This is a genomic window from Mesorhizobium sp. PL10, from assembly GCF_053714315.1.
Genome location: NZ_JBSKBR010000001.1, coordinates 118,183 through 145,170, shown reverse-complemented (window position 1 = coordinate 145,170; position 26,988 = coordinate 118,183). Strand labels below are relative to the sequence as shown.

Here is a 26,988-nt window from a genome sequence, read left to right as displayed (position 1 = left end):
CGATCTGTCGGGCAATATTGCCAAGCACCATTCAATTTGGTCACAATTCCGTTTAGAGTCGCGAATTACGTGATCGGCGGCACTGGAACAATTCCAGGGAAATTGTGAGCGGTTTCCCGTTCGGAATTGCGTCAAGGCAAATAAGAGCATCGGAAACGGGGCACGGATGGCTTTTCTCAGATCCTTCGGCGTGGGCAGGCGTTCTGATGTCCTGATGTACGATCCGCACAAACTGTCGAGCCCACAGGTTTTCCTCCTGACCATGGTCATCTTCCTGGTCATCGTCGCCTTCATCGCCGCCATCCTCACCCGCCAGATCTCGACCGCCTTCGGCAGCAATCCCGGCCTCAACGGCCTGATCATCGGCGTGCTTGTGGTCGGCATCCTGCTTGCCTTCGCACAGGTCGGACGGCTGTTTCGCGAAGTGCGCTGGGTCAACTCCTTCCGCGCCGGTTCCGAAACCACCGAGCCGGTGCTGCTGGCGCCGATGAAGGCGATGATCGGCCGTTCGTCGACGGTGGCCTTCTCGACCTCCTCGATGCGCACCATGCTGGATTCGATCGCCACCCGCCTCGACGAAAGCCGCGACACCTCGCGCTACCTCGTTGGACTGCTGGTGTTCCTCGGCCTGCTCGGCACCTTCTGGGGCCTGCTCAACACCATCGGCTCGATCCGCGAGACCATCGAAGCGCTCGACCCCGGCACCGGCGACGCCGCCGCCGTGCTCGATTCGCTCAAACAGGGGCTGTCGGCGCCGCTGGCCGGCATGGGCACCGCCTTCTCGTCCTCGCTGTTCGGCCTGTCCGGTTCGCTGGTGCTAGGCTTCCTCGACCTGCAGGCCGGCCGCGCCCAGACCCGCTTCTACACCGAGCTGGAAAACTGGCTGTCTTCGGTCACCGATCTGTCCTCCGACATCGTCGTTGCCGACCCGGCCAAGAGCGAACCTTCCGACGAGATCCGCCTTCTGTCGGAACGGCTGCGCAGCATGCAGGAAAACGGCGGCGGGTCCAATCCGCGCGTCGCCACCGCGATGGCCAATCTCGCCGACGGCATTTCCGGCCTGGTCAAGAACATGCGCTCCGAGCAGCAGATCATGCGCGACTGGGTCGAAGCCCAGTCGGACGAGCAGAAGGCGATGCGCAACACGCTGGAAAAGATCGCTGACGCGCTGAAGAAACCCGGGGTGCATTAGCATGGCGCTCGCCAGGGGCCGGCGCACCGACCGCCGCATCGACTATTGGCCGGGCTTTGTCGACGCGCTGTCGACCCTGCTGCTCGCCATCATGTTCCTGCTCACCGTCTTCGTACTGGCGCAGTTCCTGCTCGGCCGCGAGCTCTCCGGCAAGGATACCGCGCTCACACGCCTCAATTCGCAGATCAACGAGCTGACTCAGCTTCTGGCGCTGGAGCGTTCGACGACGCAGGACAAGGACGATTCGCTGGCCAATCTGCAGGCGTCGCTGTCGGCGGCGGAAGCGGAAAAGAGCCGGCTGGAGCAATTGCTGGCGCAAGGTGCGGGCGCCGGCGACGCCGCCAACCAGCGTGCCGCCCAACTGGGCGGCGAACTCGACAACCAGCGCCAGATCAGCCAGCAGGCGCTGAGCCAGGTCGAGATCCTCAACCAGCAGATCGCGGCACTGCGCAAGCAGATCGGCGCGCTCGAGGACGCCCTCAACGTCTCTGAAACGCGCGACCGCGATTCCAACACCAAGATCGCCGATCTCGGCCGTCGGCTGAACGTTGCGCTGGCGCAGCGCGTGCAGGAGCTGAACCGCTACCGCTCCGACTTCTTCGGCCGCCTGCGCGAGATCCTCGCCGATCGCGAGAACATCCGTATCGTTGGCGACCGCTTCGTCTTCCAGTCGGAAGTGCTGTTCCCGACCGGCTCCGAAGTGATCAACGATGCCGGCAAGGTCGAGATGAAGAAGCTCGCCGACGCCATCATCGAACTGCAAAAGGAAATTCCCCCGGAGATCAACTGGGTGCTGCGCGTCGACGGCCACACCGACAACAAGCCGCTGTCTGGCACCGGCCGCTACCGCGACAATTGGGAGCTGTCGACGGCGCGTTCGACCTCGGTGGTCAAATACCTGATCGAGAATGGCGTGCCCGCCAACCGACTGGTCGCAGCCGGCTTCGGCGAATTCCAGCCGCTCGACCCCGCCGACACCGAAGACGCCCGCAACAAGAACCGCCGCATTGAACTGAAGCTCACCGAACGGTGATTTTTAGTCACGCGAATTTGTTCGTCGACTCAACCCTAGGGCGCAGGGCAGCCTCGGCAAGGCCTGCAAACATTATCTTTTTTTAATTACACTTCGCGTTTGCGGGCTCCTAATTTGCCGCGCAGGGCCGAGAACCGCCGGCGATGCCTCCCATCGCGACGCGACGGAACCCGACGGCCCGCATCCGGAAGGCGGAGCGAAACGCTTACCCCTTCCAAGCAGGAGGAGACGCAAGATCATGCGTTCTTTGAAGACTCTCAGGACTGCAGCCCTCACTACACTACTGATCGCCGTTCCGCTCGCCGGCGCCTATGCCGCCGGACATCACAAGGGCGCCCTCGACGCCAGCGCCCCGACCGACATGACCGGCCCACGCATTGCCGGCCTGATCGAACAGATACGGGGCGTCGACCAGGGCATCACCGACGCGCGCGCGGCCAACAGCATCTCCACCTCCGAGGCGCAACGGCTGCATCAGCGCGCCGCGCACATCACCCAGGCCGCCGAACGGGTCGCCGGTTCGGATCATGGCAGGATCCCGGCCGCGCAGTACCACGACCTGCTGCGCCGCCTCGACAACGTCAACCAGAAGCTGATGGTCGATACGGGCAGCGGCTTCCTGATGGGCGATGGCTCCGACGGCGGCCACTATCCGAACGGCTGAGGTCCGCTCTCTTGATATCCCGAGAATGAGGAAGAGACTGTCTGACGCCCGAGGGACCTGGCCCCAAGGGCGTCCTTTTGTTACCAGCCGAGCCACAGCGCAGCGAGCGCCAGCACCGCCGGCACGGTCTGAATATACAGTATCTTCCTGCTGGCGGTCGCCGCGCCATAGAGCCCGGCGATGGCAACGCAAAGCAGGAAGAACACCTCGATCTGGAATCCGGCTGCGCCGAGATAGAGGCCCCAGATCAGCCCGGCGGCAAGGAAGCCGTTGTAAAGCCCCTGATTGGCGGCCAGCACCTTCGAGGCGCTGGCGAAGTCCGGCTTGAGGTTGAACGCCTTGTGGCCGCGCGGCGTATCCCATGCCACCATCTCCAGATAGACGATGTAGCAGTGGATCAGCGCCACCAGCCCAACCAGTATGTTGGCGATCATGTCTTCTCCCCCAAGCGGCATCACACCGCCGGGCCATATTGAGCACGCTGGCCGCGGCGTGCAAGCTCGCACCGCCCTGCGCCCATCAACCGAGACCCATTAACCGGCACTCGCGCAGGGTTGCCAATGCCGTCGCATTGGTATCTTTTCCCGCCGTCCAAAACGCGGAACCTGCCATGTCCTTTCAGAAACTCGATGATCTCGGCCACAAGCTCGAAGCGCTGGAACATGCGCTTGCCATCCTCGGCGCCGACGAGGCGACCCACATGGCCGTCGGTGGCGGCGAGAAGCGCGCCGAAGCGATGTCCTCGCTTGCCGGCATGCTGCATATCAGGGCGACGGCGCCGGAAATCGCCGATTGGCTCGCCGCCGCCGAGCAGGAGGCGCTGAACGAGGAGCAGCAGGCGGCGGTCCGGGAATTGCGCCGGCAATACACCAACCTGACCTGCCTGCCGGTCGAATTCGTCGAGCGCCAGACGGTGGCGCGCATGCGCTCCGAGCAACTCTGGCGTGACCTGCGCGCCAAGAATGACTGGGCCGGCTTCCTTCCGGCGCTCGAAGGTGTCATCGCGCAGGTGCGCGAGGAGGCAGCGCTGCGCGCCGAAGCGCTCGGCCTCGATCCTTACGACGCACTGATGGAGCAATATGATCCCGGCAACCGCGCCGCCGACATCACGCCGGTCTTCACCGAGCTGAAGACCTTTCTGAAAGGCTTCGTGCCGGAAGCGTTGGCCGTGCAGGAAGCACGGCTGGCCAAGCGCCCGCTAAAGCCGCTTTCGGGCAGCTATGCGATCGACCGGCAGCGCGAACTTGGCCTCGCCATGATGGCGGCGGTCGGCTTCGACCTCACCCATGGCTCGCTGTCGGTGTCGCATCATCCTTTCTGCGGTGGCGTGCCAAGCGACGTGCGCATCACCACCCGCTACAAGACTTCCGATTTCCTGTCGGCGCTGATGGGCGTGCTGCACGAGACCGGCCACGCGCTCTACGAACAGAACCTGCCGAAGGCCTGGGCGCACTGGCCGCTGGGCAAGGCGCGCGGCATGGCCGTGCATGAAAGCCAGAGCCTGTTCGTCGAGAAGCAGATCGGCCGCAACCCCCAATTCTGGCGCTGGGCGCTGCCCGTGGTCGAAAAGCATCTCGGCGAGGCCTGGTCGCTCGACGACATCCTGCCGCATGTGCATCGGGTCGAGCGCGGCCTGATCCGCGTCGACGCCGACGAGGTCACCTACCCGCTGCATGTCATCCTGCGCTACGAGCTGGAGCAGGAGCTTGTCTCGGGGCGGCTGCGGGCCGCCGACCTGCCAGAGGCGTGGGACGCCAAGATGCGGGAATATCTTGGCCTGTCGACCATCGACAACCCGGCCGACGGGCCGATGCAGGACGTGCATTGGCCAGGTGCCGCCTTCGGCTATTTCCCGTCCTATACGCTGGGTGCGATGATGGCGGCGCAGCAATGGGCGGCGCTGACCAGCGAGCATCCTTCCGCCGACGACGATCTGGCAAAAGGAAACTTCGAGGCAATCAACGGCTGGCGCCGCGACAAGATCTGGTCGCAGGGCTCGCACTGGTCAACGCCCGAACTGCTCGAGCGCGCCACGGGCGAGAAACTGAATGCCGCGCATTTCACCAATCATCTGAAGCAGCGCTACGGGGCCGACTAGTTCCGGCTCCTGCAGGGCCCCAAAAACATCGGCCGATGGGCTTTACTTCTGCTGGAAAGCCTCTGAAAAAGAGTTGTTTTTGGAATTGCGTCAAACAAAGGGGTAGAGCGGGTCAGCGTTTCCGTGAAACGATGAACCGGTCTAGAGTTGGCGAAGCTGGATGTCGGCCTGTATTGGTTTTCGTGTGATCAAGTCTTGCTGGCGGCTCATCGGCCTCGCCCTCTTTCTGATCAGCCTGAGTTCTCCGGCCCTGTCCGACGACGTGGTCCTTGTCGGACCAGCGCCGGCCTGGACCAAGCTGGTCGATGTTCCCTCGGCTGACGCCACCCGATCCGACCAGATCAGGAACGGCATCTCGTGGCTGCTCTCGGACGACCAGATCGTGCACCGCGACGGCGGCTACGACCAATACTCGCGCACGGTCTACAAGATCGTCGACCGGCCGGGCCTCGAGCAGGGCGCCGGAATCAACCTGCAGTTCGATCCGTCGCGGCACAAAGTCACCTTGAACCATCTGCGCATCATCCGCGATGGCGCCGCGATCGACAGGCTGGCAAGCACGAAATTCGATATTTTCAGGCAGGAAAAGGACGCCGAGAAAGGCCTGTACGACGGCTGGCTGACGGCCCATGTCAACGTCGAAGATGTGCGTGTCGGTGACATTGTCGACTATGCGACGACCTACGAAGTTACGCCGCTTGTCGGCAAGGATCTTTTCTTCTTCACCTTTGCGACCGAATGGGAAGAGCCGGTGGCGCTGATCCGCGCAAACATCACCTGGCCCGCCGGTCAGGCGCTTCAGATCAAGGCAAGGGGAACGGAACTCAAGCCGGTAGTCTCATCGTCGGGATCGGACACGATCTATTTGTGGGAGATCCGCAATCCCAAACCGGTCAAGGTCGAGGACAACCTGCCGGTGCAGTATCCGGCCTGGGGCTCCGTCGACGTGGCCTCGACCGCAAACTGGCAAAGTGTCGTCGACGCCGTTGCGCCGCACTACAGGCCGGTGACCGATTTTCCCGCCGATTTCGCGGCCAAGCTCGACGACATCGCCGTCAAGCATCCCGTCGCCGAAGACCGGATGATCCAGGCGACGCGGCTGGTGCAGGACCAGATCCGTTACGTCAGCCTGTCGATCGGTGCGGGATCCTATGTTCCGCGCGATCCAGCGACTGTCCTGCAAAGCGGCTTTGGCGATTGCAAGGACAAGGCATTGCTGCTTGCCTCGTCGCTTGTGCGACTTGGCATTTCTGCCGAGGTCGCCCTGGCCGATCTCGACCATGGGCGGGCCCTGGACCAGCACCTGCCGGCGCTGCGCGATTTCGACCATGCCATCGTCAAGGCGAAGATCGGAACCCAGACGTACTGGCTGGATGCCACCAATGACCTCCAGGGCGGCAAGGCATACAATCTTGCGCAGGCCGATTATGGGTTCGCGCTGCCGCTTTCCAGCACCGGCGGATTGGAAAAGATGCCGACCCCGGAGCTGACCAGCCCATCGATCCAGGTCGCCGAGGAATTCGACTTTCCCGAGAAACCGGGCGATCCGTTGTCGCTGACTGTCTTTTCCATGTACGAAGGCGCCGACGCCGACTCGATGCGCAACAGGCTGGCTGGCCAGTCGCTGACCGAGATGTCGGACAACTACCTGAAATATTACAGCAAGCAGTATCCGGGCATTCAAAGCACCGCAAAGCTGGAAATTCTGGACCGACGCGACGGCAACATCGTCAGCGTGAAAGAGAGCTATTCATTGCCGGCGCAGGCGCTGGCCGCCAACGACCTTGCCAAGAATTTTCCTGTCCAGGCGGCGGATCTCGGCAACTATCTCCCGACCCCGACCATCGTCGGCCGCCGCGGCCCCATATCCCTTGGCGTTCCGTATTACCGTCGACACAGCGTGACGGTGCGAAACCTCAAGGCGCGGTTTTCCGGCGAGGAGATAAAAAACATCGTGACACCCTATGTGTCGCTGAAGACGTCGTGGAGCAACACAGCAACCGAATTCCGCGCGGAATGGAATTTGCAGACGCTGGCGAGGGAAGTCCCCGCCAACGCGATTGCGGATTATCTGAAATCCGTCGAGGACATCTCTAAGGACGTTCAATGGGAGTATGACTTTACCTACGTCGACCCCCCGCCAGTCGAGGTGAAGGTCAGTGATCCGGACACGGAACAGCGACAGATCATCGCCAGCATGTTCCTCTTGACCTTGTTCGTCGGTGTCCCGGTATTATTCATCGCTGTCAGGCGCGGGCGGCGCCAGCCTGCCCGCGGCTAAATCTATTACTCCGCGGCGCCCCTGAACGCGCTTGCGCCAGTTTCGAACTGCAGCTTGGCCAGCCGCGCATAGATGCCGCCCTTGGCGACCAGGCTCTGATGCGTGCCTTCCTCGACGATGCGGCCGCCATCCATGACCAGGATACGGTGGGCCTTCAGCACAGTTGCCAGCCGGTGGGCGATGACGATTGTGGTGCGGTCCCGCATCAGTCGTTCCAGCGCCGTCTGCACCAGCGTTTCGCTTTCGGCGTCGAGCGCCGAGGTCGCCTCGTCGAGCAACAGGATCGGCGCATCGCGCAGGATGGCGCGGGCGATCGCCACGCGCTGGCGCTGGCCGCCGGACAAGGTTACGCCGCGCTCGCCGACCTGGCTGTCATAGCCTTTGTCGAGTTTGAGGATGAATTCGTCGGCCAGCGCGTCCCTGGCGGCCGTCTCGATCTCGGCATTGGTGGCGCCAGGCCGGCCAAAGCCGATATTGTCGCGCGCACTCGCCGCAAAAATGGTGACATCCTGCGGCACGATGGCGATCCGCTCGCGGACATCGGCCGGATGGGCCTCGCGCACGTCAACGCCGTCGATGGCGATGCGGCCGGTCTCGGGATCGTAGAAGCGCAGGATCAGCGAAAAGACGGTGCTTTTTCCGGCGCCCGAGGGACCGACGATCGCCACCGTCTCGCCGGGCTCGACCTGGAAGCTGAGGCCATGAACGGCAGCCCGGTCGGGCCTTGCCGGATAGGAGAAGGAGACGTCGTCGAAGCTGATTGTGCCTTTTGCCTTGGCCGGCAGCGGCAGCGGCACTGCGGGCGACTGGATGGCCGGAGTCTCATCCAGGATCTCGGTCAGCCGTTCGGCCGCACCCGCCGCCTGGGCAAGCTCGCCCCAGACTTCCGACAGCGCGCCAAGCGCGCCGGCGGCGAACACCGAATAGAGCAGGAACTGGCCGAGCGTGCCGGGTGACATCGTGCCGACGAGCACGTCGCGCGAGCCGAACCACAACACCGCCACGACCGAGGAAAAAATCATGAAGATGGCAAAGAAGGTGAGCAGCGAGCGGGCGAAGATCGACGAACGCGCCGCCTGGAAGGCAGCTTCCACCGCAGCCGAAAACCGCCCGGTGACCAGCGTTTCGTTGGTGAAGGCCTGCAGCGTACGCACTGCGCCGATCTGCTCGCTGGCATAGGCGGTTGCTTGCGCCAGCGTATCCTGCGCCTGCCGCGACCGGCGCCGGACCGAGCGGCCGAAGGCGACCAGCGGCAGCACGATCACCGGAATGGCCGCGATGACCAGGCCGGACAGTTTCGGGCTGGTGACGATCATCATCGCCACCGCGCCGAGACCGAGGATGACGTTGCGCAGCGCCACCGAGGCCGTCGCGCCGACAGCGGATTTCACCTGCGTCGTGTCGGCTGCGAGCCGTGAGACGATCTCGCCCGATTGCGCGGTGTCGAAAAAGGCTGGCGACAGCGTCGTGACATGCGAAAACACATCGCTGCGGATGTCGGCCACAACCCGCTCGCCGAGCGTGATGACGAAATAGTAGCGGCCGGCCGATGCCGCAGCCAGAAGCGCGGCCATCGCCACCAAAGCGGCGAAATACTCGGCGATGAAGGTGGTGCCGGACGGGGTAAATCCGTGGTCGATCATGCGCCGCACCGCAAACGGCAGCGTCAGCGTCGTCGCAGCCGCGATGGCCAGCGAGATGACGGCGCCGATGACCAGCTTGCGGTACCGGGCGATGTAGGGAGAAAGGCGCCTGAGCGGCCCGAGCGAGCGTCTGCGCCCGTCTTGCTCGCCGCTGATATCCGCCATGACCGTTTCCTCTGGCCGTTCCGATCGAGCGCCTTCAATATGCGCCTGCCGCGGCCTTGTGATTCAATTCCGGCTGATGTATAGGCTCGCCGACCGTTTTAGAAGCCGTGGCTTTTCAATAGCTGCGGCTTCGAGTTTTAAAAAGGGGCGCATCGACGCAGGCCACAGGCCCGTCGGCAGCGCCACAAGCCAGGAAGCACGACAATGAAGGCCGATATCCATCCCGATTACCACACCATCAAGGTCGTCATGACCGATGGTACCGAATACGCGACCCGTTCGACCTGGGGCAAGGAAGGCGATACGATGAACCTCGACATCGACCCGACCACGCACCCGGCCTGGACCGGCGGCCAGCAGACCCTGCTCGACCGCGGCGGCCGCCTGTCGAAGTTCAAGAAGCGCTTCGAAGGCTTCGGCCTCTAAGCCCAGTTGGCTTTCGCAGATCAAAACCCGCCCCTGTGGCGGGTTTTTGTTGGAAAGAGTTCCCTTCTCCCCGTCACTATACGGGGGAGAGGGAGCTGGCGCCGATGGTTTCGCCAATCGCGAACGTCTCCTACCCCTCCAACAATTCCCTTAGTGCCATGCGCTTGTAAGCCTCGACCAGCCTGTCGCCCTCCTGCCGGTCGACCGATATCGCCAGCCGCACGGCAGCCTCGCCCATCTGCCATACCAGAAACGCCGTCGTCTCCAGCGCTACCGGATCGGCGCCGGGTTGCAACCGCTTGAGGACTGCGGTCAGGAATTCGGCATTGGCACGGCTGTCGGCGAGTTCGAGCTGGCGCAGCGCCTTGTCGGCCTGCGTGCCAGACCAGATGTCGCGCATCACCGGCTCGGCCAGGAACAGCCGGTAGTAGATATCGACCAGTTCCGAAAACGCCTGCCGCAGGCCTTCGGCGTCGCCGACATCCTTTAGCGCCGAGGAGATGCAGGCCTGGCTTTCGGCGGTGTAGCGCTCGGCCAGCGCCCACACGATCGCCCGCTTGTCGGGAAAGAATTGGTAGAGCGAACCGATCGACACCTCTGCCCGTTCAGCCACCTCGCCCATGCGCATGGCGTCGCTGCCTTGTTCGGCGATCAGCGCCGAGGCTGCGGCCAGCATGCGCTCGACGCGCTCGCGGCTGCGCTGCTGGGTGGGCGCCCGGCGCGGCGATGCGACCTGCCCATCCTGCGTTTCGGCTCTGCCTTCCATGGCTCTCCCCAGAAAATTCTTCGACAAACTGGCTTGACTCGCAAAATACGAGGGTTTATCACGTTTTGCAAATGTGAGGATTACTCATGTTTTGAAAGAGAGGAAATCGAAATGACTGACACGACTTCAAAACCAATCCTGATCCTCGGCGGTACCGGCAAGACCGGCAGTCGCCTCGCCGAGCGGCTGACCGCACAGGGGGTTGCAGTGCGCATCGGCTCGCGTTCCGGCAGCCCACGCTTCGACTGGGAGGTTCCAGCGACCTGGGGGCCGGCCATGCAAGGCGTGAGTGCCGTCTACATCAGCTACTATCCCGACATCGCCGTGCCGGGTGCCGCCGAGACCGTCGGCGCCTTCGCCAGGCTTGCAGTGGCCAATGGCGTCACCCGCCTGGTGCTGCTTTCCGGACGCGGCGAGACCGAGGTCCAGCGCGCCGAAGAGATGGTCAAAGCCTCGGGCGCCGAGTGGACGATTATGCGCTGCGCCTGGTTTTCGCAGAACTTCAGCGAAGGCTTTCTCGTCGACTCCCTACTCGATGGCGAAGTCGCGCTGCCGGTCGGCAATGTCGGCGAGCCCTTTATCGATGCTGACGACATCGCCGACGCCGCCTTTGTCGCGCTGACCGAGCCAGGCCATGTCGGCCAGCTCTATGAGCTGACCGGACCGCGGCTGCTGAGCTTCGCCGACGCAGTCGCCGAGATCGCCAAGGCGACCGGCCGCGATATAAGCTATGTCAGGATTTCGCATGACGAATTCACCGCCGCGACGGCGGCACACGAACTGCCGCCCGAAATCGCCTGGCTGCTCAACGAGCTGTTCACCGAAGTGCTCGATGGCCGCAACGAGGTCCTGACCGATGGCGTCCAGCGTGTACTCGGCCGTGCACCGAAAGACTTTTCCGCCTACGCAACCGAAACAGCCGCAACCAGCATCTGGAGCAACTGAGATGGTCAAGCTTCTTCCCACCCTCACCATCATTGCCGCAATCGGCTCGGGCGTCGTCGGCGGCGTGTTCTTCGCTTTTTCCAACTTCGTCATGGCAGCGCTTGCCCGGCTGCCCGTCCCTCAAGGCATTGCGGCGATGAACTCGATCAACATCACGGTAATCACCCCGACCTTCATGACGGCGCTGTTCGGCACCGGCTTCATCTGTCTGGTGCTTATCGCCGCCGCCATCATGGGCTGGAGCCAGTCCGGCTCGTACTGGTTGCTTGCCGGTGCCGTAATCTATGTGGTTGGCAACCCGATCGTGACCATGGTCTTCAATGTGCCGCTCAACGACGCACTCGCCACCGCCGACCCGGCCAGCGCCAACGGCGCCGCCGTATGGGCAAACCATCTCAGCGAATGGGTGATGTGGAACCACGTCCGCACCGTCACCGCCATCGTGTCGATGGCCTGCTTCATCTTCGCACTGCTCTGAAGGTGGCATGGCGCAACCGCGCAGGACCCTGCCTCAGGTGGGGTCCTTTTGCTCATGGCCCCTGGGCGTATGAGTTTTTCGGTCCGCATGGCCGAGATCCCGGTCCGGATCGACGACGTCGCGCACCAGCTGCTTGAGCTTGGCGGCATCGGGAAAGCCGCCGTCGCGCTTGCGGTCCCAGACCAGCACATCATTGCAGGAAATGGTGAAGATGCCGCCGCTGCCCGGCACCAGCGTCACTTCGCCGAGATCCGTGCCGAAAGTGGAGAGCAGCTCCTGCGCCATCCAGCCGGCACGCAAAAGCCATTGGCATTGCGTGCAGTAGGTGATGCGGATTGTGGGTAGCTCACTCATGTCCGAGCTTCAATCACGCCGCGCTGAGCTTGGCCATGGTCTCGTCGTCGACTTCGAAATTGGCGTAGACGCTCTGAACGTCGTCATCGTCCTCGAGCGTCGCCACCAGCTTCATCAGCGATTGCGCGCGCTCTTCGTCGACAGGAACATTGTTCTGCGGCTGCCAGATCGGCTTCACCGATTCGGCCTCGCCGAGCGACGCTTCCAGCGCCTTCGACACTTCACCCATGCTCTCGAAGCCACAATAGATGGTGTGGCCTTCCTCGTCGGACTCGACATCATCGGCGCCAGCTTCGATCGCTGCGTCCATGACCTTATCGGCGCTACCGACGGAGGCCGGATAGTAGATTTCGCCGGCGCGGTTCCACATGAACGATACCGATCCGGTTTCGCCGAGCGCTCCGCCGGCCTTGGTGAAGGCGGCGCGCACGTTCGAGGCCGAACGGTTGCGATTGTCGGTCAGCGCCTCGACGATCAGCGCCACGCCGCCCGGGCCGTAGCCTTCATAGCGCACTGCCTCATAGTTTTCGGCATCGCCCATCGACGCCTTGTTGATGGCGCGCTGGATGTTGTCCTTGGGCATCGACACCGCCTTGGCGTTCTGGATCGCCAGACGCAGGCGCGGGTTCATCGACGGATCGGGCGTCCCGCTCTTGGCGGCGACGGTGATCTCGCGCGCCAGCTTGGAAAACATTTTCGACCGCACCGCATCCTGGCGGCCCTTGCGGTGCATGATGTTCTTGAACTGTGAATGGCCAGCCATGGCACCCCTGTCGTCTTCGGCTAGAGCATTTCGAGGCGAGGCATTCCTGCCTCGTCCTCCTTATGCTCGAATTTAAACTTCAGAACGTCTCTCGCATGCCTGCGAAGGCATACGTCGCTCTTTGTCGGAATGGCCGGCTTATAGATAAATCGGCTCAATTCGTCCAGCCGCAGCGTTCGCGCCGAGTTCAATGCCCGCCGCCGGATTTCTTCCTTCGCCGTGCCAGCATGTTGAGGCCTTCGACCAGCGCCGAAAAGCCCATCGCCGCGTAGATGTAGCCCTTGGGCACATGGTAGCCCATGCCGTCGGCGATCAGCGTCATGCCGATCATCAACAGGAAGCCCAGCGCCAACATGACGATGCTCGGGTTCTTGGCAATGAAATTGGCGAGCGGCCCGGCCGCCAGCATCATCACGCTGACCGCGACGATGACGGCGATATACATGATGGCGATCTCGTCGGTCATGCCGACAGCGGTGATGATGGAATCGATCGAAAAGACGAGGTCGAGCAGCAGGATCTGGAAGATGGCGCCGGCAAGCGAGATCTGCAGCGTCTCGCCCAGCATCGTGTCCTTGTGGTCTTCCGGATCGACCGTGTGATGGATTTCCTTGGTCGCCTTCCAGACCAGGAACAGGCCGCCGGCGATCAGGATCAGGTCGCGCCAGGAAAAACCGTGGCCGAAGGCGGTGAACACCGGCGTCGTCAGCTGGACGATGATGGAAATGGTGGCAAGCAGCACCAGCCGCATGACCAGCGCCGCCGATATGCCGAGACGGCGGGCGCGCGCCCGCTGCGCTTCGGGTAATTTGTTGGTCAGGATCGAGATGAAGATCAGATTGTCGATGCCGAGCACGACCTCGAGCACGATCAGCGTCAGCAACGCGACCCAGGCGGTGGGGTCGGAAAGGAATTGAAAATGCGGCGCCAAGAACTCGATCAGCTGCATGGAGGTCGTCCCCTCTTTAACGATCTAGAGCAGTCTCGTCGCCAGTTAGGTACTGTACTCGACTATATCAACGTCATGACCAGAAGGATGGTGCGGTTTCTTCAAGCCGAGGCCCGCGACGAAACGGCGCGATCTTCTCGGCCAGGCCGGTGCGATCGGAAATATCGACGCCGATGCCGCACAATGTCGCCGGTCCGGTTGCTGCCTCGAAGCGACCTTTCGGCACTTTCGACAGGAACCGGTTGAGCGGTTCCTCCTTGTCCATGCCGAGCGAGGAATCATAGTCGCCGCACATGCCTGCGTCGGACATGTAGCCGGTGCCGCCATTGAGGATCTGATGATCAGCGGTCGGCTGGTGCGTGTGGGTGCCGATGACGAGGCTGGCGCGGCCGTCGACGAAATGCGCGAAGCACATCTTTTCCGAAGTGGCCTCTGCGTGGAAATCGATGACCACGGCATCGGCCTGCTCGCCCAGCGGACACGCGGCCAGCTCGCGCTCGCCGGCCTGGAACGGATCGTCGAGCTCGGGATGCATGAACACCCGGCCCATAATGTTGGCCACCAGCACGCGCGCGCCGTTCCTGGCGATATAGACGCCAGAGCCGCGCCCCGGCGTGCCTTTGGGAAAATTGGACGGACGCAGGAAGCGCTCCTCGCGCGGCGCAAAGATCAGCGCGTCACGCTGGTCCCAGACATGGTTGCCGGTGGTGACGACATCGGCGCCGGCGGCGATCGTGTCGCGAAAAATCTCTTCGGTGATGCCGAAGCCGCCGGCGGCGTTCTCACCATTGACGATGACGAAGTCGAGTTTGAAATCGGAGATCAGGCCGGGCAGTTGTTCCCACACTGCCGTGCGTCCCGTCTTGCCCACCATGTCGCCGAGGAAAAGAAGTCTCATATGAACATCCGAAAAGTTGCATGACTTTTCGGCAAAGATCATGCGTTTCAAAAAACTATCTACAATTGTGGCATGAACCGGCGCAACCCGCTCTCGGTGAGTATTTCCGGGATGATCACATCGTGGTCCTCATCCGGCACCCGCGCCACCTCCTGGCAGTCGAAGGCGATGCCGATCAGCTTGGGCGGCTGGCCCTTGTCGACGAGTTTGGCGATGGCGCGGTCATAATAGCCGGCGCCGTAGCCGATGCGGTGCCCGCGCGCGTCGAAAGCGGCGAGCGGCACCAGCATCACCGAGGGGTCGAGCACCGCCGCCTCTTCATGCGGCCCGACCGTGCCGAAACCCATCTCGACCATCGGCGCGCCGCGCACCAGTTCGCGAAAGACGATGGTGGTTTTGTCGAGGATCGCCGGCAGGCAGAGCCGCGCGCCCTTTTCGCGTAAGGCGAACATCAGCGGCCGCACATCGACCTCTGAGCGCATCGGCCAGAAACCCGAAATGACCTGGCCCGGCTCGACGGCGATCTGGTCGCGCGCGGTCTCGGCCATTTCGAGCGCGATTTCCACCCGCCAGAAATCATCAAGCGCGTCCCGGCGTGCGAGCGCCTCCTTGCGCAGATGTTTTTTCAGTTCCTTGGGAGATGTCATGCGCAGACGCTAGAAAAGGTCAGATTTGGATGGAGTTTTAGGAGCGACGTTTTGAAGGAGCGGAGCGAACTTTTCGTTTGTGAGCACCGCACAAAGCGGTGCGACGACAAAATCCGCCAATATGGCCTTTTCGATAGGTGACGATCCACACAACCGGTGGAGAGAGCGATCCCGGGAACCTACAAAGTAGGTGGGCGCCGTGTGAGAAAACCCACGGGTCTTCCCAGGGACAGCTCCCTAAGGATCGTTAAGGCCCCGGGGAAAATGTTCTCCTGCCGGGAAGCGCAGACCGTCTTGACCAATATAGGCTGATGGCCCCCTGAGCGCCAGAGAGCTGGCGTTCTTTCCCTTTGATCCTCACACGCTCGCCGCGGACACCGACCCTTGCGCGGACCGGGCCGCCTCCTTACGGTCGCCCGGAGTGAACCAAGGAGCGGAAATGCGTTTTGAAGGCACGGCCGCCTACGTCGCCGACAAGGACCTGATGGTGGCGGTCAACGCCGCGATCGCGCTGGAGCGGCCCTTGCTGGTCAAGGGCGAGCCCGGCACCGGCAAGACCGAACTTGCTCGCCAGGTGGCATCAGCGCTCGACCTCGACCTGATCGAATGGCACGTCAAGTCGACGACGCGGGCGCAGCAAGGCCTCTACGAATATGACGCCGTCTCGCGGCTGCGCGACAGCCAGCTCGGCGACGAGCGCTTCAACGACATCAGGAACTACATCAAGCGCGGCAAGCTCTGGGAAGCGTTCGCGGCCGGCAAGAAGGTCGTGCTGTTGATCGACGAGATCGACAAGGCCGATATCGAGTTTCCCAACGATCTGCTGCAGGAACTCGATCGGATGGAGTTCTTCGTCTACGAGACCGGCGAGACGATCCGCGCCGCGGTCCGACCGATCGTCATCATCACCTCCAACAATGAGAAGGAACTGCCCGACGCCTTCCTGCGTCGCTGCTTCTTCCACTACATCCGCTTCCCCGACGTCGACACGCTGCACAAAATCGTCGACGTGCATTACCCCGGCATCAAGCAGAATCTGGTGCGGGCAGCGCTTACCCAGTTCTACGAAATCCGCGACGTGCCCGGCTTGAAGAAGAAGCCGTCGACTTCGGAGGCGTTGGACTGGATCCGGCTGCTGGTTGCAGACGACATAGCCCCGGAGGATTTGCGTGCCGACCCGAAGAACGCGCTGCCCAAGCTGCATGGCGCGCTCTTGAAGAACGAGCAGGACGTGCATTTGTTCGAGCGCCTGGCCTTCATGGCGAGACGACAAGGCTAGGCGAGCAGCAACAGCACTTCCCGGGCTGTGGACCGTTGCCCGGCAGGCGGCGCCGGGCGCAACTTCGTCAAAGCAATGGAGGAAAACAAGATGTCCGAGATCAGCGTTCGTCCCTTGGCACAGTCCGATCACGCCGAATGGCGCCGGCTGTGGACGGCCTATCTCACCTTCTACGAAACAAAGCTGCCGGGTGAGGTCTACGACATCACCTGGAAGCGACTGTTCACGGAAGGCGAATTCGAGCCGAAGGGATTTATCGCCACCCTCGGCGGCAAGGCGGTCGGCTTGACGCATTATCTCTATCACCGCTCCGGTTGGTCCGAGAAAAACAACTGTTACCTGCAGGACCTGTTCGCCGACCCGGACGTGCGCGGCAAGGGCATCGGTGCAGCCCTCATCGAAGCGGTCAAGCAGGAGGCCGGCAAGATCGGCGTCAAGAACGTCTACTGGATGACCCACGAGACCAACGCCACCGCGCGCAAGCTCTACGACCATGTCGCGCGGCGCACGGGCTTCATCGAGTACGATCTGCTATAGACTAAACCATGTTCCTCCCCTTCTTCCTCGAACTGAAAGCCGCGCGGGTACCTGTTTCGCTCAGGGAATATCTGTCGCTGCTGGAAGGGTTGGAGGCAGGATTGGTCGACTATGATGTCGAGGGTTTTTACTATCTCGCCCGTGCCGCCTTGGTGAAGGACGAGCGCCATATCGACCGCTTCGACCAGGTGTTTGCGCATGTCTTCAAGGGCATTGAAGCGCTGGCCGGACCGGATGCCGTCGATGTCGCCAACATCCCCGAGGAGTGGCTGCGCCGGCTCGCCGAAAAACACCTGACCGAGGAAGAGAAGAAACTGGTCGAGGCGCTCGGCGGCTTCGACAAGCTGATGGAGACGCTGAAGCAGCGGCTGGAGGAGCAGAAGGGCAGGCACCAAGGCGGCTCGAAGTGGATCGGCACTGGTGGCACCTCGCCTTTCGGCGCCTGTGGCTATAACCCCGAAGGCGTGCGCATCGGCCAGCATGAAAGCCGCAACCGCCGCGCCGTAAAAGTCTGGGACAAGCGCGAATTCAGGAATTTCGACGACGCGGTCGAGCTCGGCACCCGCAACATCAAGGTGGCGCTGAAGCGCCTGCGCCGCTGGGTGCGCGAGGGCGCGGAGGAAGAGTTCGACCTACCCGGCACCATCCATGCCACCGCCGAACACGGCTATCTCGATGTGCAGACGCGCCCCGAACGGCGCAACGCCGTGAAGCTCTTGATGTTCTTCGATGTCGGCGGCTCGATGGACGACCACATCAAAAGCGTCGAGGAGTTGTTTTCGGCCGCCCGCGCCGAGTTCCGCCAGCTCGAATATTTCTACTTCCACAACTGCCTCTATGAAGGCGTGTGGAAGGACAATCGCCGCCGGCATGCCGAGACGATCCCGACCTTCGACCTGCTCCACAAATACGGCCCCGACTACAAGGTGATCGTCGTCGGCGACGCCTCGATGAGCCCCTACGAGATTGCGCATCCCGGCGGTTCGGTCGAACACTGGAACCCGGAAGCCGGCGCCGTCTGGCTCGGCCGCCTGCTGCAGCAATGGCCGAATGCGGTCTGGCTGAACCCGGAAAACCAGAAAAACTGGGGCTTTACCCATTCGATCGCGATGATCCGCGACCTCTTCGGCGGCCGCATGTTCCCGCTGACATTGGCCGGGCTGGAAGGTGCGACGAAGCAGCTTTCACGCAAGCATTGAGGATCAGGGACATCGCAGTGCTGGTCGAACCTGTAACAAACCCCTATCTTCGTGCGAACACAGCTTGCAACCAACAACAAGCCGCCAAGGCTGAGGAGATCAAATGGACACCCACGCTTACCCTGTTACCCGCACCGACGCCGAATGGCGTGCCCGGCTGACGCCGGAGCAATATGCGGTCATGCGCGGCCACGGCACCGAGCGCCCCGGAAGCTGCGCGCTGCTCTATGAAAAGCGCGCCGGCACGTTTTCCTGCGTCGGCTGCGACCAGCCGCTGTTCGAATCCAAGCTGAAGTTCGAGAGCGGCACCGGCTGGCCGAGCTTTAACGACCCGGTGCCGGGTTCGGTCGAAAACACCGTCGACCGCAGCTACGGCATGGTCCGCACCGAATGCCATTGCGCGCGCTGCGGCAGCCACCTCGGCCATGTCTTCGAGGACGGCCCGCCGCCGACCGGCCTGCGCTATTGCATCAATGGTGTGGCGCTGAAATTCGAGTCGGCGGTGTAGTCAGCTGTCCGGGCATGGAAAAGGCGGCTTTGGCCGCCTTTTTTGTGCCTGTCAGGCTACGACCACCAAAACCAGCCACAGCGTGGCACCGAGCGTCATCATCCACGCCTTGGTGCCCGTCAATTTTTCGGTGGTTCGCCAGACGGCAAAGGTCAGGAAGAGATTGTAGGGCACCGGCGCGAAATGCACGGCCAGAACCAGCCCAAGCGGCAGCTTCAACCCGAGCAGAATGAGCGCCAGCGCCGACGATGCGAGGTTGATGGCCGTACCGACAACGACCAGATCGCGCCAGAACAGGCGGTCGAGCGGCACCTCGCCTTGCCAGCGCGAGCGGAAGAAGGCGGCAGCCGGGTGGCCTGCTTCCCTGGCCATCCTCTCGGTCGGGTCTGAATCGCTCATCGGATTGAGCCTCGCTTCCGCAGCGCCGAAAGTGCCGAACTTTGCCCGCAAGGCAAGGCCCGCATGAAATGTGACACATGCATGACACAGAAATCTGTCATCAACGTTTTCGCTACGATGGCACCGGAACTTATCATCTGGATTGCCATTCTCTCTCTGGAGCGCCTGCCTGGAGGGAATTCGAAACCTGGAGGGAGTTCGAAATGAGCGATCACGTCTACAATGTTCTCTTTCTCTGCAACGCCAACTCGGCCCGCTCGATCATGGGCGAAGCCATTCTCAACCGCATCGGCGCCGGCCGCTTCAAGGCCTATTCTGCCGGCTCGCAGCCAAAGGGTACCGTCAATCCCTCCGCGTTGCAGTTGCTGGAAAGCTTGAAATACGACACATCCTTCGCCAGGTCGAAGAGCTGGAGCGAGTTTTCCCAACCCGGCGCGCCGGAGATGAACTTTGTCTTCACGGTCTGCGACAACACCGCCAATGAAAGCTGTCCGATCTGGCCCGGCCATCCGATGACCGCGTTGTGGGCGGTGCCGGACCCTGCCAGGGCCGAGGGCACGGAGGCTGAGCAGCACCTTGCTTTCGCCGAAGCCTACCGCATGCTCAACAACCGCATTGCGGTGTTCACCAACCTGCCGATGGAGTCGCTCGACCATCTGGCGCTGCAGCAACATCTCGACGAGATCGGCCGCGAAGCGCCAAACTGAAGCGGCGTGGCCGAACACGGCAACCGTCAGCCCGCGAATTCACGGTCCGGCTTCGCCCCGCCCAGAACCTCGGTGACGGCGCGCTCGAAGCGTGAGCATTCCGTCACCAGCCAATCGGCCATGGCCGGCCAGTTGTCTTCGGCATAGCAGTTCACCTGCCACATAGAATTGATGCCCAGGCCCTCGCAACTCTGTTCCGGCCTTAGCTTCAGCCTGTCTTCGATCGCCGGCTGGAACGGCTTCAGCCGCGACCATGCTTCAGTGGCGCCGAACTTCTCGTTGCGGCCGAAGAAGACGCCGACCTGGCTCTGCGCCGGCGCGACATACATGGACAGGACCAGGGCGAAGTCTGGCAGCCCGCGCTGCCAGAACCAGGGTCCGCGCCGCGCCATTGATGCGCGTTCCTCCGGATGCCGTTCGGCAAACAGCGCCCAGAAGTTGCGTTGGCGGAATTCAGAGGCGCGGCGGGCGCCGAAGTCGAATTCGCTCATGGTTCGACCCGTCGAAGGGCGCCGCTACCGGCGCCGGAGGCCAGCCTTACACCATGCCGAGCGCGGCCTTGTACAGGTCGAGGATCGTTTCCTCTTCCTGCCGCTCGGCCTGGTCCTTCTTGCGCAGCCGGATGATCGACCGCATCGCCTTGGTGTCGAAGCCGGTGCCCTTGGCCTCGGCGAACACTTCCTTGATGTCGTCGGCGATGGTCTTCTTTTCCTCCTCGAGCCGCTCGATGCGTTCGATGAAGGCGCGCAACTGGCCGGCGGCAACAGTCTGGCTGGTCTCGGTGATGTCGTCGGCCATGTTTTCTCCGCTTCTTTTTAAGCGCCGCGATTCTGGCGCGGCGAAATTGGAGCGGGTTCGATGCCCGAGCGGGCGCGGCGGGTCAAGCCATTATCGATGCTTCTCGGACGGCTGCTGCCAGCCGTCCCCAGTGTGATCGATCAGCGCGTCAGTTGAACGCGATCAGCAGATCCTTCGCATCGATCTGGTCGCCGGCCTTGACCAGCACTTCGGCGATCGTGCCGTCGCGCTCGGCATGCAGCGCCGTCTCCATCTTCATGGCTTCGATCGACAACAGCACGTCGCCAGCCTTGACCGCCTGGCCGGCGGCCACACTGAGCGCCGAGACCACGCCCGGCATCGGCGCGCCGACATGCGCCTCGTTGCCAGGCTCCGCCTTGCGCCGTGCCTTAGCCGCCGAGGCGCCGTGCGCTCTGTCCGGCACCCGGACGCGGCGCGGCTGGCCGTTGAGCTCGAAGAACACGGTGACCATGCCCTTCTCATCGACATCGCCGATGGCGAGACAGCGCACCACAAGCGTCTTGCCTTTCTCGATGTCCAGGAAGATCTCGTCTTCGGACTTCATGCCGTAGAAATAGGTCGGCGTCGGCAACACGCTGACCGGCCCGTAAGTCTCCTGCGCGGCGGCGAAGTCGGTGAACACTTTCGGATACATCAGCCAGGACGCGAATTCGTACTCCGAGAGCTTGCGTTCCAGCTTCTCCTCGATCTCCTTGCGGCTGGCCTTGAGGTCGGCCGGCTTGAGCAGCGAGCCTGGCCGCACGGTGATCGGTTTGCTTTCCTTCAGTGCTTTCTTCTGCAGCTTCGCAGGCCAGCCGCCTGGCGACTGGCCGAGATCGCCGCGCAGCATCGAGACGACCGAGTCCGGAAAGGCAATGTCCTTGGCCGGGTTTTCGACGTCGGCCACGGTCAGGTCCTGGCTCACCATCATCAGCGCCATGTCGCCGACCACCTTGGATGACGGCGTCACCTTGACGATGTCGCCGAACATCAGGTTGACGTCGTGATAGGCTTGGGCCACCTCGTGCCAGCGCGTTTCCAGCCCGAGCGAACGCGCCTGTTCCTTGAGGTTGGTGAACTGGCCGCCCGGCATTTCGTGCAGGTAGACTTCCGAGGCCGGCCCCTTGAGGTCGCTTTCGAAGGCGGCGTACTGGTTGCGCACCGCTTCCCAGTAGAAGGAGATGTTGCGGATCCACTGCGGATCGAGGCCGGGGTCGCGCTCGGTTCCCTTCAGCGCCTCGATGATCGAGCCGAGACAAGGCTGCGAGGTGTTGCCGGAGAAGGAATCCATTGCCGCGTCGATGGCGTCGACGCCGGTTTCCACCGCCGCCAGCACCGTCGCCGCCGACAGTCCCGACGTGTCGTGGGTGTGGAAGTGGATCGGCAAATCGGTCGCCTCGCGCAGCGCCTTGAACAGCACGCGGGCAGCCGCCGGCTTCAGCAGCCCCGCCATGTCCTTGACGGCGATGATGTGGGCGCCCGCGGCCTGCAATTCCTTCGCAAGCCCGACATAGTATTTGAGGTCGTATTTGGCGCGCGCCGGATCGAGGATATCGCCGGTGTAGCAGATCGCCGCTTCGACCAGCTTGCCCTCGGCGCCGACGGCGTCCATGGCGACGCGCATGTTCTCGACCCAGTTCAGGCAGTCGAAGACACGGAACAGGTCGACGCCACCGCTTGCCGCCTGCCTGACGAAATGCTGCACGACATTGTCGGGATAGTTGGTGTAGCCGACGCCGTTGGCGCCGCGCAGAAGCATCTGCAGCAAAAGGTTGGGGGCCGCCTCGCGCACTTTGCTCAGCCGCTCCCACGGGTCCTCGGTGAGAAAGCGCATGGCAACGTCGAAAGTTGCGCCGCCCCAGCATTCCAGCGACAGCAGCCGCGGCAGTGCCCGCGCATAGGTGCCGGCAATGCCGGCAATGTCATGCGTGCGCATACGGGTGGCGAGCAGCGACTGGTGGCCGTCGCGCATCGTCGTGTCGGTAACCAGCACCTCTTTTTGCTCACGCATCCAGGCGGCGAATTTCTCCGGCCCCAGCGCGTCCAGTTTCTGCTTGCTGCCACCCGGCACATTGCCGTTGAGATAGGGCACGACCGGCGCTGCCGCATCGGCCTTCGGCATCGGACGGCCGCGGGTTTCGGGATGGCCGTTGACGCTGACGTCGGCCAGATAGTTGAGCAGCTTGGTGGCGCGGTCCTGCCGCTTCACCTGCGCGAACAGTTCCGGCGTCGTGTCGATGAACCTGGTCGTGTAGGAATTGTCGGCGAAACGCGGGTGGTTGATGATCGCCTCGAGGAAGGTGAGGTTGGTCGCCACGCCGCGGATGCGGAACTCGCGCAAGGCCCGGTTCATGCGGGCGATCGCCTCGGCCGGTGTCGGCGCCCAGGCCGTCACCTTCTCCAGCAGCGGATCGTAGAAGCGGGTGATGACCGCGCCGGAATAGGCGGTGCCGCCGTCGAGGCGAATGCCGAAACCGGCGGCTTCGCGATATGCGGTGATGCGGCCGTAATCCGGAATGAAACTATGCTCCGGATCCTCGGTGGTGATGCGGCACTGCAGCGCGTGGCCGTTCAGCCTGATTTCGGCCTGCGCCGGCACGCCCGACTCTTTGGTGCCGATGGCAAAGCCGTCCAGTATGTGTATCTGCGCCTTGACGATGTCGATGCCGGTCACCTGCTCGGTGACGGTATGCTCGACCTGGATGCGCGGATTGACCTCGATGAAGTAGAATTTTCCGGTGTCTGCGTCCTGCAGGAACTCCACCGTACCGGCGCCGATATAGCTGGTCTCGCGCGCGATCTTGAGCGCAAACCCGCAAAGCTCCTCGCGCTGCGACATTTCGAGATACGGCGCCGGCGCCCGCTCGACGACCTTCTGGTTGCGGCGCTGGATCGAACAGTCGCGTTCGAACAGATGCACGGCATTGCCATGCGTGTCTCCAAGAACCTGGACCTCGACATGGCGGGCGCGCTCGATCAGCTTTTCGAGATAGACCTCGTCCTTGCCGAAGGCGGCCTTGGCCTCGCGCTTGCCTTCGGTGACTTCGCGGACCAGATCGGCCTCGGCGCGGATGGCGCGCATGCCGCGCCCACCACCGCCCCACGATGCCTTGAGCATCACCGGATAGCCGATTTCCTTGGCCAACTTCTTGACCACGTCCATATCGTCGGGCAGCGGATCGGTGGCGGGGATCACAGGCACGCCGACCTCAATGGCGAGATTGCGTGCGGCGACCTTGTTGCCGAGCCGGCGCATCGTGTCCGGCTTCGGGCCGATAAAGGTGATGCCGGCCCCGGCGCAGGCATCTGCGAATTCAGGGCTTTCCGACAAAAGGCCATAGCCCGGGTGGATGGCGTCGGCGCCGGACAGCCTGGCGACGCGGATCACTTCCTCGATCGACAGATAGCTTTCGATCGGCCCCATGTCCTTGGCCAGATGCGGCCCGCGCCCGACCTGATAGCTTTCATCGGCCTTGAACCGATGCAGCGAATATTTGTCCTCCTCGGCCCAGATCGCCACGGTTTTGAGGCCGAGCTCGTTGGCCGCGCGAAAGACGCGGATGGCAATTTCGGACCGGTTGGCGACGAGGATCTTCGTGATGGCCAAGGAAGAAGGCTCCGGGACAGGGAGGGACGGGCTCAGCAAATGATTAACGCGAAAATGCTGCAGTGCAACCAAAATCGGGAGGCGATTAAACCGATTTAAATGGATTATAGCACCGCGAAGCGAAAGACTGCGTGCGAATGGCGTCGCGAAGTGACGCTAATTGCCATCCTGCGCACAATCCGCTTCCGGCTAACGGTTGTTTTTTAGCCAACGCAATCGCGCCCTGCTCCGGTCAAAAGAAAAATGCCCGGCGCAAGCGCCGGGCATTTCGTAAGCATTGAGTTATCCGATCAGGACTTCGGGAGCCAGGTGACCTTGCCGTCCGGACCCTTCTTCCATTCGTACATGATGTAGCCCGGGAGCTTCGGATCGCCCTTTTCGTCATAGGCGAGGTCGCCCAGAACGGTCTTGAACGGACCCTTCTCATGCATAGCCTTGGCCACTTCCACCGGGTCGTTCGACTTGGCCACGGCAGCGGCCTCCGCGATCACCTGCATGGCGGCGTAGGCGTAGAGCGTGTAGGCTTCCGGTTCAAAGCCCTGCGCGCGGAACTTCTCGACCAGTGCCTTGTTCTCGGGGATCAGGCGCGGATCCGGACCGAACGTGTTGAGCGTACCGATAACCGCATCGCCGGCGATCGCAGCCAGCTCGTCGGTGACGATGCCGTCGCCCGACATCAGGGTAGCCTTGAGGCCCTGGTCAGCCGACTGGCGGATGATCAAGCCGGCTTCCGTGTGCAGGCCGCCCCAATAGATCAGGGTGACGCCGGCGTCCTTCATCTTGGCGATCAGCGCCGAGAAGTCCTTGTCGCCGACATTGACGCCTTCGTACATGACTTCCGTCAGGCCGGCCGCGTTCATCGCCTTCTTGGTTTCGTCGGCAAGGCCCTGACCGTAGGGGGTCTTGTCGTGGATGACGGCAACCTTGGCGTCCTTGAAGTTGGCCGCGATGTAGGCGCCCGCAATGCCGCCCTGCTGGTCATCGCGTCCGCAGGTGCGGAACACGTTCCACAGGCCGCGCTCGGTGAATTTCGGGTTGGTCGCCGCCGGGGTGATCTCGACAATGTTGTTGTCGACATAGACTTCCTGCGACACCGGGATCGAGACGCCCGAGTTGAAGTGGCCGACCACGAACTTGACGCCGTCGCCAACGAACTTGTTGCCGACCGAGATGCCCTGCTTCGGATCGGAGACGTCGTCGCCGACTTCAAGCTTGATCTGCTCGCCATTCATGCCGCCTGCTGCGTTGATGTCGGCGACAGCCGCTTCCGCACCCTTCTGCAGCTGCGCACCGAAAGCCGCATTCGGGCCGGTGATCGGACCGGCGACGCCGACGAGGACATCAGCCCATGCGTTACCGCCGAACGCGACAAGCGCGGTCAGGGCAACGGCGGACAAAAGTGATTTTTTCATTTAAACGCTCCCATTTACGAGGTGGGCGTGGATGATACTTTCATGCGATGCCCACCCTTATCGCAGAAAGTGTACTTTGCCGATTTTCAGGCCCTTGTCACGCCGATTCATCCCCGAAACGGCGTTAATGGTGAACGTCAGCCTTTCGGTTTCCAGCTTAAGATCGAAGCCCGTTCGTAAAGCCAATTATACTGCGTCACCATCTGGTTGGTGCGCGTGTATTGATAGCCGACGAACCCCAATATCATGAGCACGATTGTGTCCACGACATAGTATTGCAGGGAAAACATCGTACCGCCGAACAGGGCATGATGGATGAACCTGATGCCGATGCCTAGCCCCAGCAAGTAAGCGAACAGCGCCGGCAGGCTGCGCCATGTCTGGGCGCTGGCCTTGCCGGTCATCCATGCCGCCCAACCCCCGAGCAGACAGGTGACGAAGAAGAACTGCCAGATGGAAGGTTCTTCGTAGAGAATGCCTTGCATGATGAAGACTCCTGAACTCAGTGATGGCCGCCTTCGAGATAGGCCGCGCGCACTTCCGGATTGGCGAGCAATTCCTTGCCGGTGCCGCTCATGGTCACGTTGCCGTTGACCATGACATAGCCGCGCGTGGCGAGCTTGAGCGCGCCGAAGGCGTTCTGCTCGACCAGGAACACGGTCAGTCCTTGCGTGCGGTTCAGCTCGCGGATGGCGTCGAAGATCTGCTTGACGATCAGCGGTGCCAGGCCCAGCGACGGCTCGTCGAGCAGAAGCAGCTTCGGCCGCGCCATCAGCGCGCGTCCGATCGACAGCATCTGTTGCTCGCCGCCCGACAGCGTGCCCCCGCGCTGGGCGATGCGCTCCTTGAGGCGCGGGAACAGCGTGAACACCTTCTCGGCATCCTCGTCATAGTGCTTGAGGTTGTCTAGACCGGCGCCCATCTGCAAGTTTTCCATCACCGTCATGCGCGGGAAAATGCGTCTGCCTTCGGGCGACTGCGCGATGCGCATGCGCGCGATCTCGTGCGTCGGCATCTGGGTGATGTCGGTGCCGGCGAAAGTGATGGTGCCGGCACGCGCCCGCGGGGCACCGAAGATGGTCATCATCAGCGTCGACTTGCCGGCGCCGTTGGCGCCGATCAGCGCGACGATCTCGCCCTGGTTGACGTGCACATCGACGCCGTTCAGTGCCTTGATGTTGCCGTAGTAGGTCTCGACGCCCTTGATGTCGAGCAGCGTTGTCTCGGCCATCACTTACGC

Annotated in this window: 28 protein-coding genes and 1 other RNA gene; 13 read left to right on the top strand and 16 right to left on the bottom strand. The window is 62.6% G+C overall.

Annotated features, from left to right (window positions below; translation table 11 throughout):
• The first annotated feature begins 166 nt into the window (after nucleotides 1–166).
• The 3 genes from ACWGTO_RS00700 (at nucleotide 167) to ACWGTO_RS00690 (ending at nucleotide 2,889) form a co-directional block, all read left to right on the top strand.
• Nucleotides 167–1,192, top strand: a complete 1,026-nt coding sequence (locus ACWGTO_RS00700; RefSeq protein WP_454572971.1) for a MotA/TolQ/ExbB proton channel family protein — start codon at nucleotides 167–169, stop codon at nucleotides 1,190–1,192.
• 1 nt (nucleotide 1,193) lies between these two features.
• The gene (locus tag ACWGTO_RS00695; protein ID WP_454572970.1) at nucleotides 1,194–2,225 is read left to right on the top strand and encodes a peptidoglycan -binding protein; all 1,032 of its coding nucleotides are present in this window, start codon (nucleotides 1,194–1,196) and stop codon (nucleotides 2,223–2,225) included.
• A gap of 238 nt (nucleotides 2,226–2,463) precedes the next feature.
• Complete coding sequence (locus ACWGTO_RS00690) at nucleotides 2,464–2,889, top strand: hypothetical protein (protein ID WP_454572969.1); 426 nt, start codon at nucleotides 2,464–2,466, stop codon at nucleotides 2,887–2,889.
• An 80-nt stretch (nucleotides 2,890–2,969) separates the two neighbouring features.
• On the opposite strand, the gene ACWGTO_RS00685 is transcribed toward ACWGTO_RS00690, so the two are convergent.
• The gene (locus tag ACWGTO_RS00685) at nucleotides 2,970–3,323 is read right to left on the bottom strand and encodes a DUF1304 domain-containing protein (RefSeq protein WP_454572968.1); all 354 of its coding nucleotides are present in this window, start codon (nucleotides 3,321–3,323) and stop codon (nucleotides 2,970–2,972) included.
• A 176-nt stretch (nucleotides 3,324–3,499) separates the two neighbouring features.
• Between ACWGTO_RS00685 and ACWGTO_RS00680 the strand changes: the two genes are divergently transcribed.
• Both ACWGTO_RS00680 and ACWGTO_RS00675 read left to right on the top strand, forming a co-directional pair.
• Nucleotides 3,500–4,987, top strand: a complete 1,488-nt coding sequence (locus ACWGTO_RS00680) for a carboxypeptidase M32 (protein ID WP_454572967.1) — start codon at nucleotides 3,500–3,502, stop codon at nucleotides 4,985–4,987.
• Between the two features lie 160 nt (nucleotides 4,988–5,147).
• Nucleotides 5,148–7,268 (top strand): DUF3857 domain-containing protein, encoded by a 2,121-nt coding sequence (locus ACWGTO_RS00675; RefSeq protein WP_454572966.1) that lies wholly within the window; start codon nucleotides 5,148–5,150, stop codon nucleotides 7,266–7,268.
• A 5-nt stretch (nucleotides 7,269–7,273) separates the two neighbouring features.
• Here the strand turns inward: ACWGTO_RS00675 and ACWGTO_RS00670 are convergent, their stop codons facing one another.
• Nucleotides 7,274–9,076 (bottom strand): ABC transporter transmembrane domain-containing protein, encoded by a 1,803-nt coding sequence (locus ACWGTO_RS00670; RefSeq protein ID WP_454572965.1) that lies wholly within the window; start codon nucleotides 9,074–9,076, stop codon nucleotides 7,274–7,276.
• Between the two features lie 204 nt (nucleotides 9,077–9,280).
• On the opposite strand from ACWGTO_RS00670, the gene rpmE reads away from it, so the two are divergent.
• Entirely contained in the window at nucleotides 9,281–9,502 is a 222-nt protein-coding gene (gene rpmE / locus ACWGTO_RS00665) for a 50S ribosomal protein L31 (RefSeq protein WP_454572964.1), read from the top strand.
• Nucleotides 9,503–9,632: 130 nt separating this feature from the next.
• Here the strand turns inward: rpmE and ACWGTO_RS00660 are convergent, their stop codons facing one another.
• Nucleotides 9,633–10,268, bottom strand: coding sequence for a TetR/AcrR family transcriptional regulator (locus tag ACWGTO_RS00660; protein ID WP_454572963.1), 636 nt, complete (start codon nucleotides 10,266–10,268; stop codon nucleotides 9,633–9,635).
• Between the two features lie 111 nt (nucleotides 10,269–10,379).
• Between ACWGTO_RS00660 and ACWGTO_RS00655 the strand changes: the two genes are divergently transcribed.
• Both ACWGTO_RS00655 and ACWGTO_RS00650 read left to right on the top strand, forming a co-directional pair.
• The gene (locus ACWGTO_RS00655; RefSeq protein WP_454572962.1) at nucleotides 10,380–11,213 is read left to right on the top strand and encodes an NAD(P)H-binding protein; all 834 of its coding nucleotides are present in this window, start codon (nucleotides 10,380–10,382) and stop codon (nucleotides 11,211–11,213) included.
• Between the two features lies 1 nt (nucleotide 11,214).
• Nucleotides 11,215–11,691, top strand: a complete 477-nt coding sequence (locus ACWGTO_RS00650; RefSeq protein WP_454572961.1) for an anthrone oxygenase family protein — start codon at nucleotides 11,215–11,217, stop codon at nucleotides 11,689–11,691.
• Nucleotides 11,692–11,724: 33 nt separating this feature from the next.
• Here the strand turns inward: ACWGTO_RS00650 and ACWGTO_RS00645 are convergent, their stop codons facing one another.
• The 6 genes from ACWGTO_RS00645 to ssrS all read right to left on the bottom strand — a co-directional run bounded on the left by ACWGTO_RS00645 (nucleotide 11,725) and on the right by ssrS (nucleotide 15,596).
• Nucleotides 11,725–12,045: a SelT/SelW/SelH family protein gene (locus ACWGTO_RS00645; RefSeq protein ID WP_454572960.1), complete on the bottom strand. Its 321-nt coding sequence runs from the start codon at nucleotides 12,043–12,045 to the stop codon at nucleotides 11,725–11,727.
• 13 nt (nucleotides 12,046–12,058) lie between these two features.
• Nucleotides 12,059–12,808, bottom strand: coding sequence for a YebC/PmpR family DNA-binding transcriptional regulator (locus ACWGTO_RS00640; protein WP_454572959.1), 750 nt, complete (start codon nucleotides 12,806–12,808; stop codon nucleotides 12,059–12,061).
• Nucleotides 12,809–12,995: 187 nt separating this feature from the next.
• Nucleotides 12,996–13,757: a TerC family protein gene (locus ACWGTO_RS00635; protein WP_454572958.1), complete on the bottom strand. Its 762-nt coding sequence runs from the start codon at nucleotides 13,755–13,757 to the stop codon at nucleotides 12,996–12,998.
• A 73-nt stretch (nucleotides 13,758–13,830) separates the two neighbouring features.
• On the bottom strand, nucleotides 13,831–14,655 hold the full coding sequence (locus tag ACWGTO_RS00630) for a TIGR00282 family metallophosphoesterase (protein WP_454572957.1): 825 nt from the start codon (nucleotides 14,653–14,655) through the stop codon (nucleotides 13,831–13,833).
• A 59-nt stretch (nucleotides 14,656–14,714) separates the two neighbouring features.
• Nucleotides 14,715–15,302: a 5-formyltetrahydrofolate cyclo-ligase gene (locus ACWGTO_RS00625; RefSeq protein WP_454572956.1), complete on the bottom strand. Its 588-nt coding sequence runs from the start codon at nucleotides 15,300–15,302 to the stop codon at nucleotides 14,715–14,717.
• Nucleotides 15,303–15,440: 138 nt separating this feature from the next.
• Nucleotides 15,441–15,596, bottom strand: a non-coding RNA gene (ssrS, locus tag ACWGTO_RS00620) — 6S RNA.
• 145 nt (nucleotides 15,597–15,741) lie between these two features.
• On the opposite strand from ssrS, the gene ACWGTO_RS00615 reads away from it, so the two are divergent.
• From ACWGTO_RS00615 to msrB, 4 genes are all read left to right on the top strand, one after another.
• Nucleotides 15,742–16,581, top strand: a complete 840-nt coding sequence (locus ACWGTO_RS00615) for an AAA family ATPase (RefSeq protein WP_454572955.1) — start codon at nucleotides 15,742–15,744, stop codon at nucleotides 16,579–16,581.
• Between the two features lie 90 nt (nucleotides 16,582–16,671).
• The gene (locus tag ACWGTO_RS00610; RefSeq protein WP_454572954.1) at nucleotides 16,672–17,118 is read left to right on the top strand and encodes an N-acetyltransferase family protein; all 447 of its coding nucleotides are present in this window, start codon (nucleotides 16,672–16,674) and stop codon (nucleotides 17,116–17,118) included.
• An 8-nt stretch (nucleotides 17,119–17,126) separates the two neighbouring features.
• Nucleotides 17,127–18,317: a vWA domain-containing protein gene (locus ACWGTO_RS00605; RefSeq protein ID WP_454572953.1), complete on the top strand. Its 1,191-nt coding sequence runs from the start codon at nucleotides 17,127–17,129 to the stop codon at nucleotides 18,315–18,317.
• Between the two features lie 103 nt (nucleotides 18,318–18,420).
• Nucleotides 18,421–18,825 (top strand): peptide-methionine (R)-S-oxide reductase MsrB, encoded by a 405-nt coding sequence (msrB, locus tag ACWGTO_RS00600; RefSeq protein ID WP_454572952.1) that lies wholly within the window; start codon nucleotides 18,421–18,423, stop codon nucleotides 18,823–18,825.
• Nucleotides 18,826–18,876: 51 nt separating this feature from the next.
• Here msrB and ACWGTO_RS00595 read toward each other — a convergent pair whose 3' ends face one another.
• The gene (locus tag ACWGTO_RS00595; RefSeq protein ID WP_454572951.1) at nucleotides 18,877–19,224 is read right to left on the bottom strand and encodes a hypothetical protein; all 348 of its coding nucleotides are present in this window, start codon (nucleotides 19,222–19,224) and stop codon (nucleotides 18,877–18,879) included.
• A gap of 203 nt (nucleotides 19,225–19,427) precedes the next feature.
• Here ACWGTO_RS00595 and ACWGTO_RS00590 point away from each other — a divergent pair, with 203 nt between their 5' ends.
• Nucleotides 19,428–19,931, top strand: a complete 504-nt coding sequence (locus tag ACWGTO_RS00590) for an arsenate reductase ArsC (RefSeq protein ID WP_454572950.1) — start codon at nucleotides 19,428–19,430, stop codon at nucleotides 19,929–19,931.
• Between the two features lie 26 nt (nucleotides 19,932–19,957).
• Here the strand turns inward: ACWGTO_RS00590 and ACWGTO_RS00585 are convergent, their stop codons facing one another.
• From ACWGTO_RS00585 to ACWGTO_RS00560, 6 genes are all read right to left on the bottom strand, one after another.
• A complete protein-coding gene (locus ACWGTO_RS00585) occupies nucleotides 19,958–20,422 on the bottom strand; it encodes a hypothetical protein (protein ID WP_454572949.1) in 465 nt (154 codons plus the stop codon).
• 46 nt (nucleotides 20,423–20,468) lie between these two features.
• Nucleotides 20,469–20,729 (bottom strand): DUF2312 domain-containing protein, encoded by a 261-nt coding sequence (locus tag ACWGTO_RS00580; RefSeq protein WP_023800031.1) that lies wholly within the window; start codon nucleotides 20,727–20,729, stop codon nucleotides 20,469–20,471.
• A gap of 148 nt (nucleotides 20,730–20,877) precedes the next feature.
• The gene (pyc, locus tag ACWGTO_RS00575) at nucleotides 20,878–24,336 is read right to left on the bottom strand and encodes a pyruvate carboxylase (protein ID WP_454572948.1); all 3,459 of its coding nucleotides are present in this window, start codon (nucleotides 24,334–24,336) and stop codon (nucleotides 20,878–20,880) included.
• Nucleotides 24,337–24,626: 290 nt separating this feature from the next.
• Nucleotides 24,627–25,748, bottom strand: a complete 1,122-nt coding sequence (locus ACWGTO_RS00570; protein ID WP_454572947.1) for a branched-chain amino acid ABC transporter substrate-binding protein — start codon at nucleotides 25,746–25,748, stop codon at nucleotides 24,627–24,629.
• Nucleotides 25,749–25,885: 137 nt separating this feature from the next.
• On the bottom strand, nucleotides 25,886–26,233 hold the full coding sequence (locus tag ACWGTO_RS00565) for a DUF6867 family protein (RefSeq protein ID WP_181057727.1): 348 nt from the start codon (nucleotides 26,231–26,233) through the stop codon (nucleotides 25,886–25,888).
• Between the two features lie 17 nt (nucleotides 26,234–26,250).
• A complete protein-coding gene (locus ACWGTO_RS00560; protein ID WP_454572946.1) occupies nucleotides 26,251–26,979 on the bottom strand; it encodes an ABC transporter ATP-binding protein in 729 nt (242 codons plus the stop codon).
• Nucleotides 26,980–26,988: the final 9 nt, after the last annotated feature.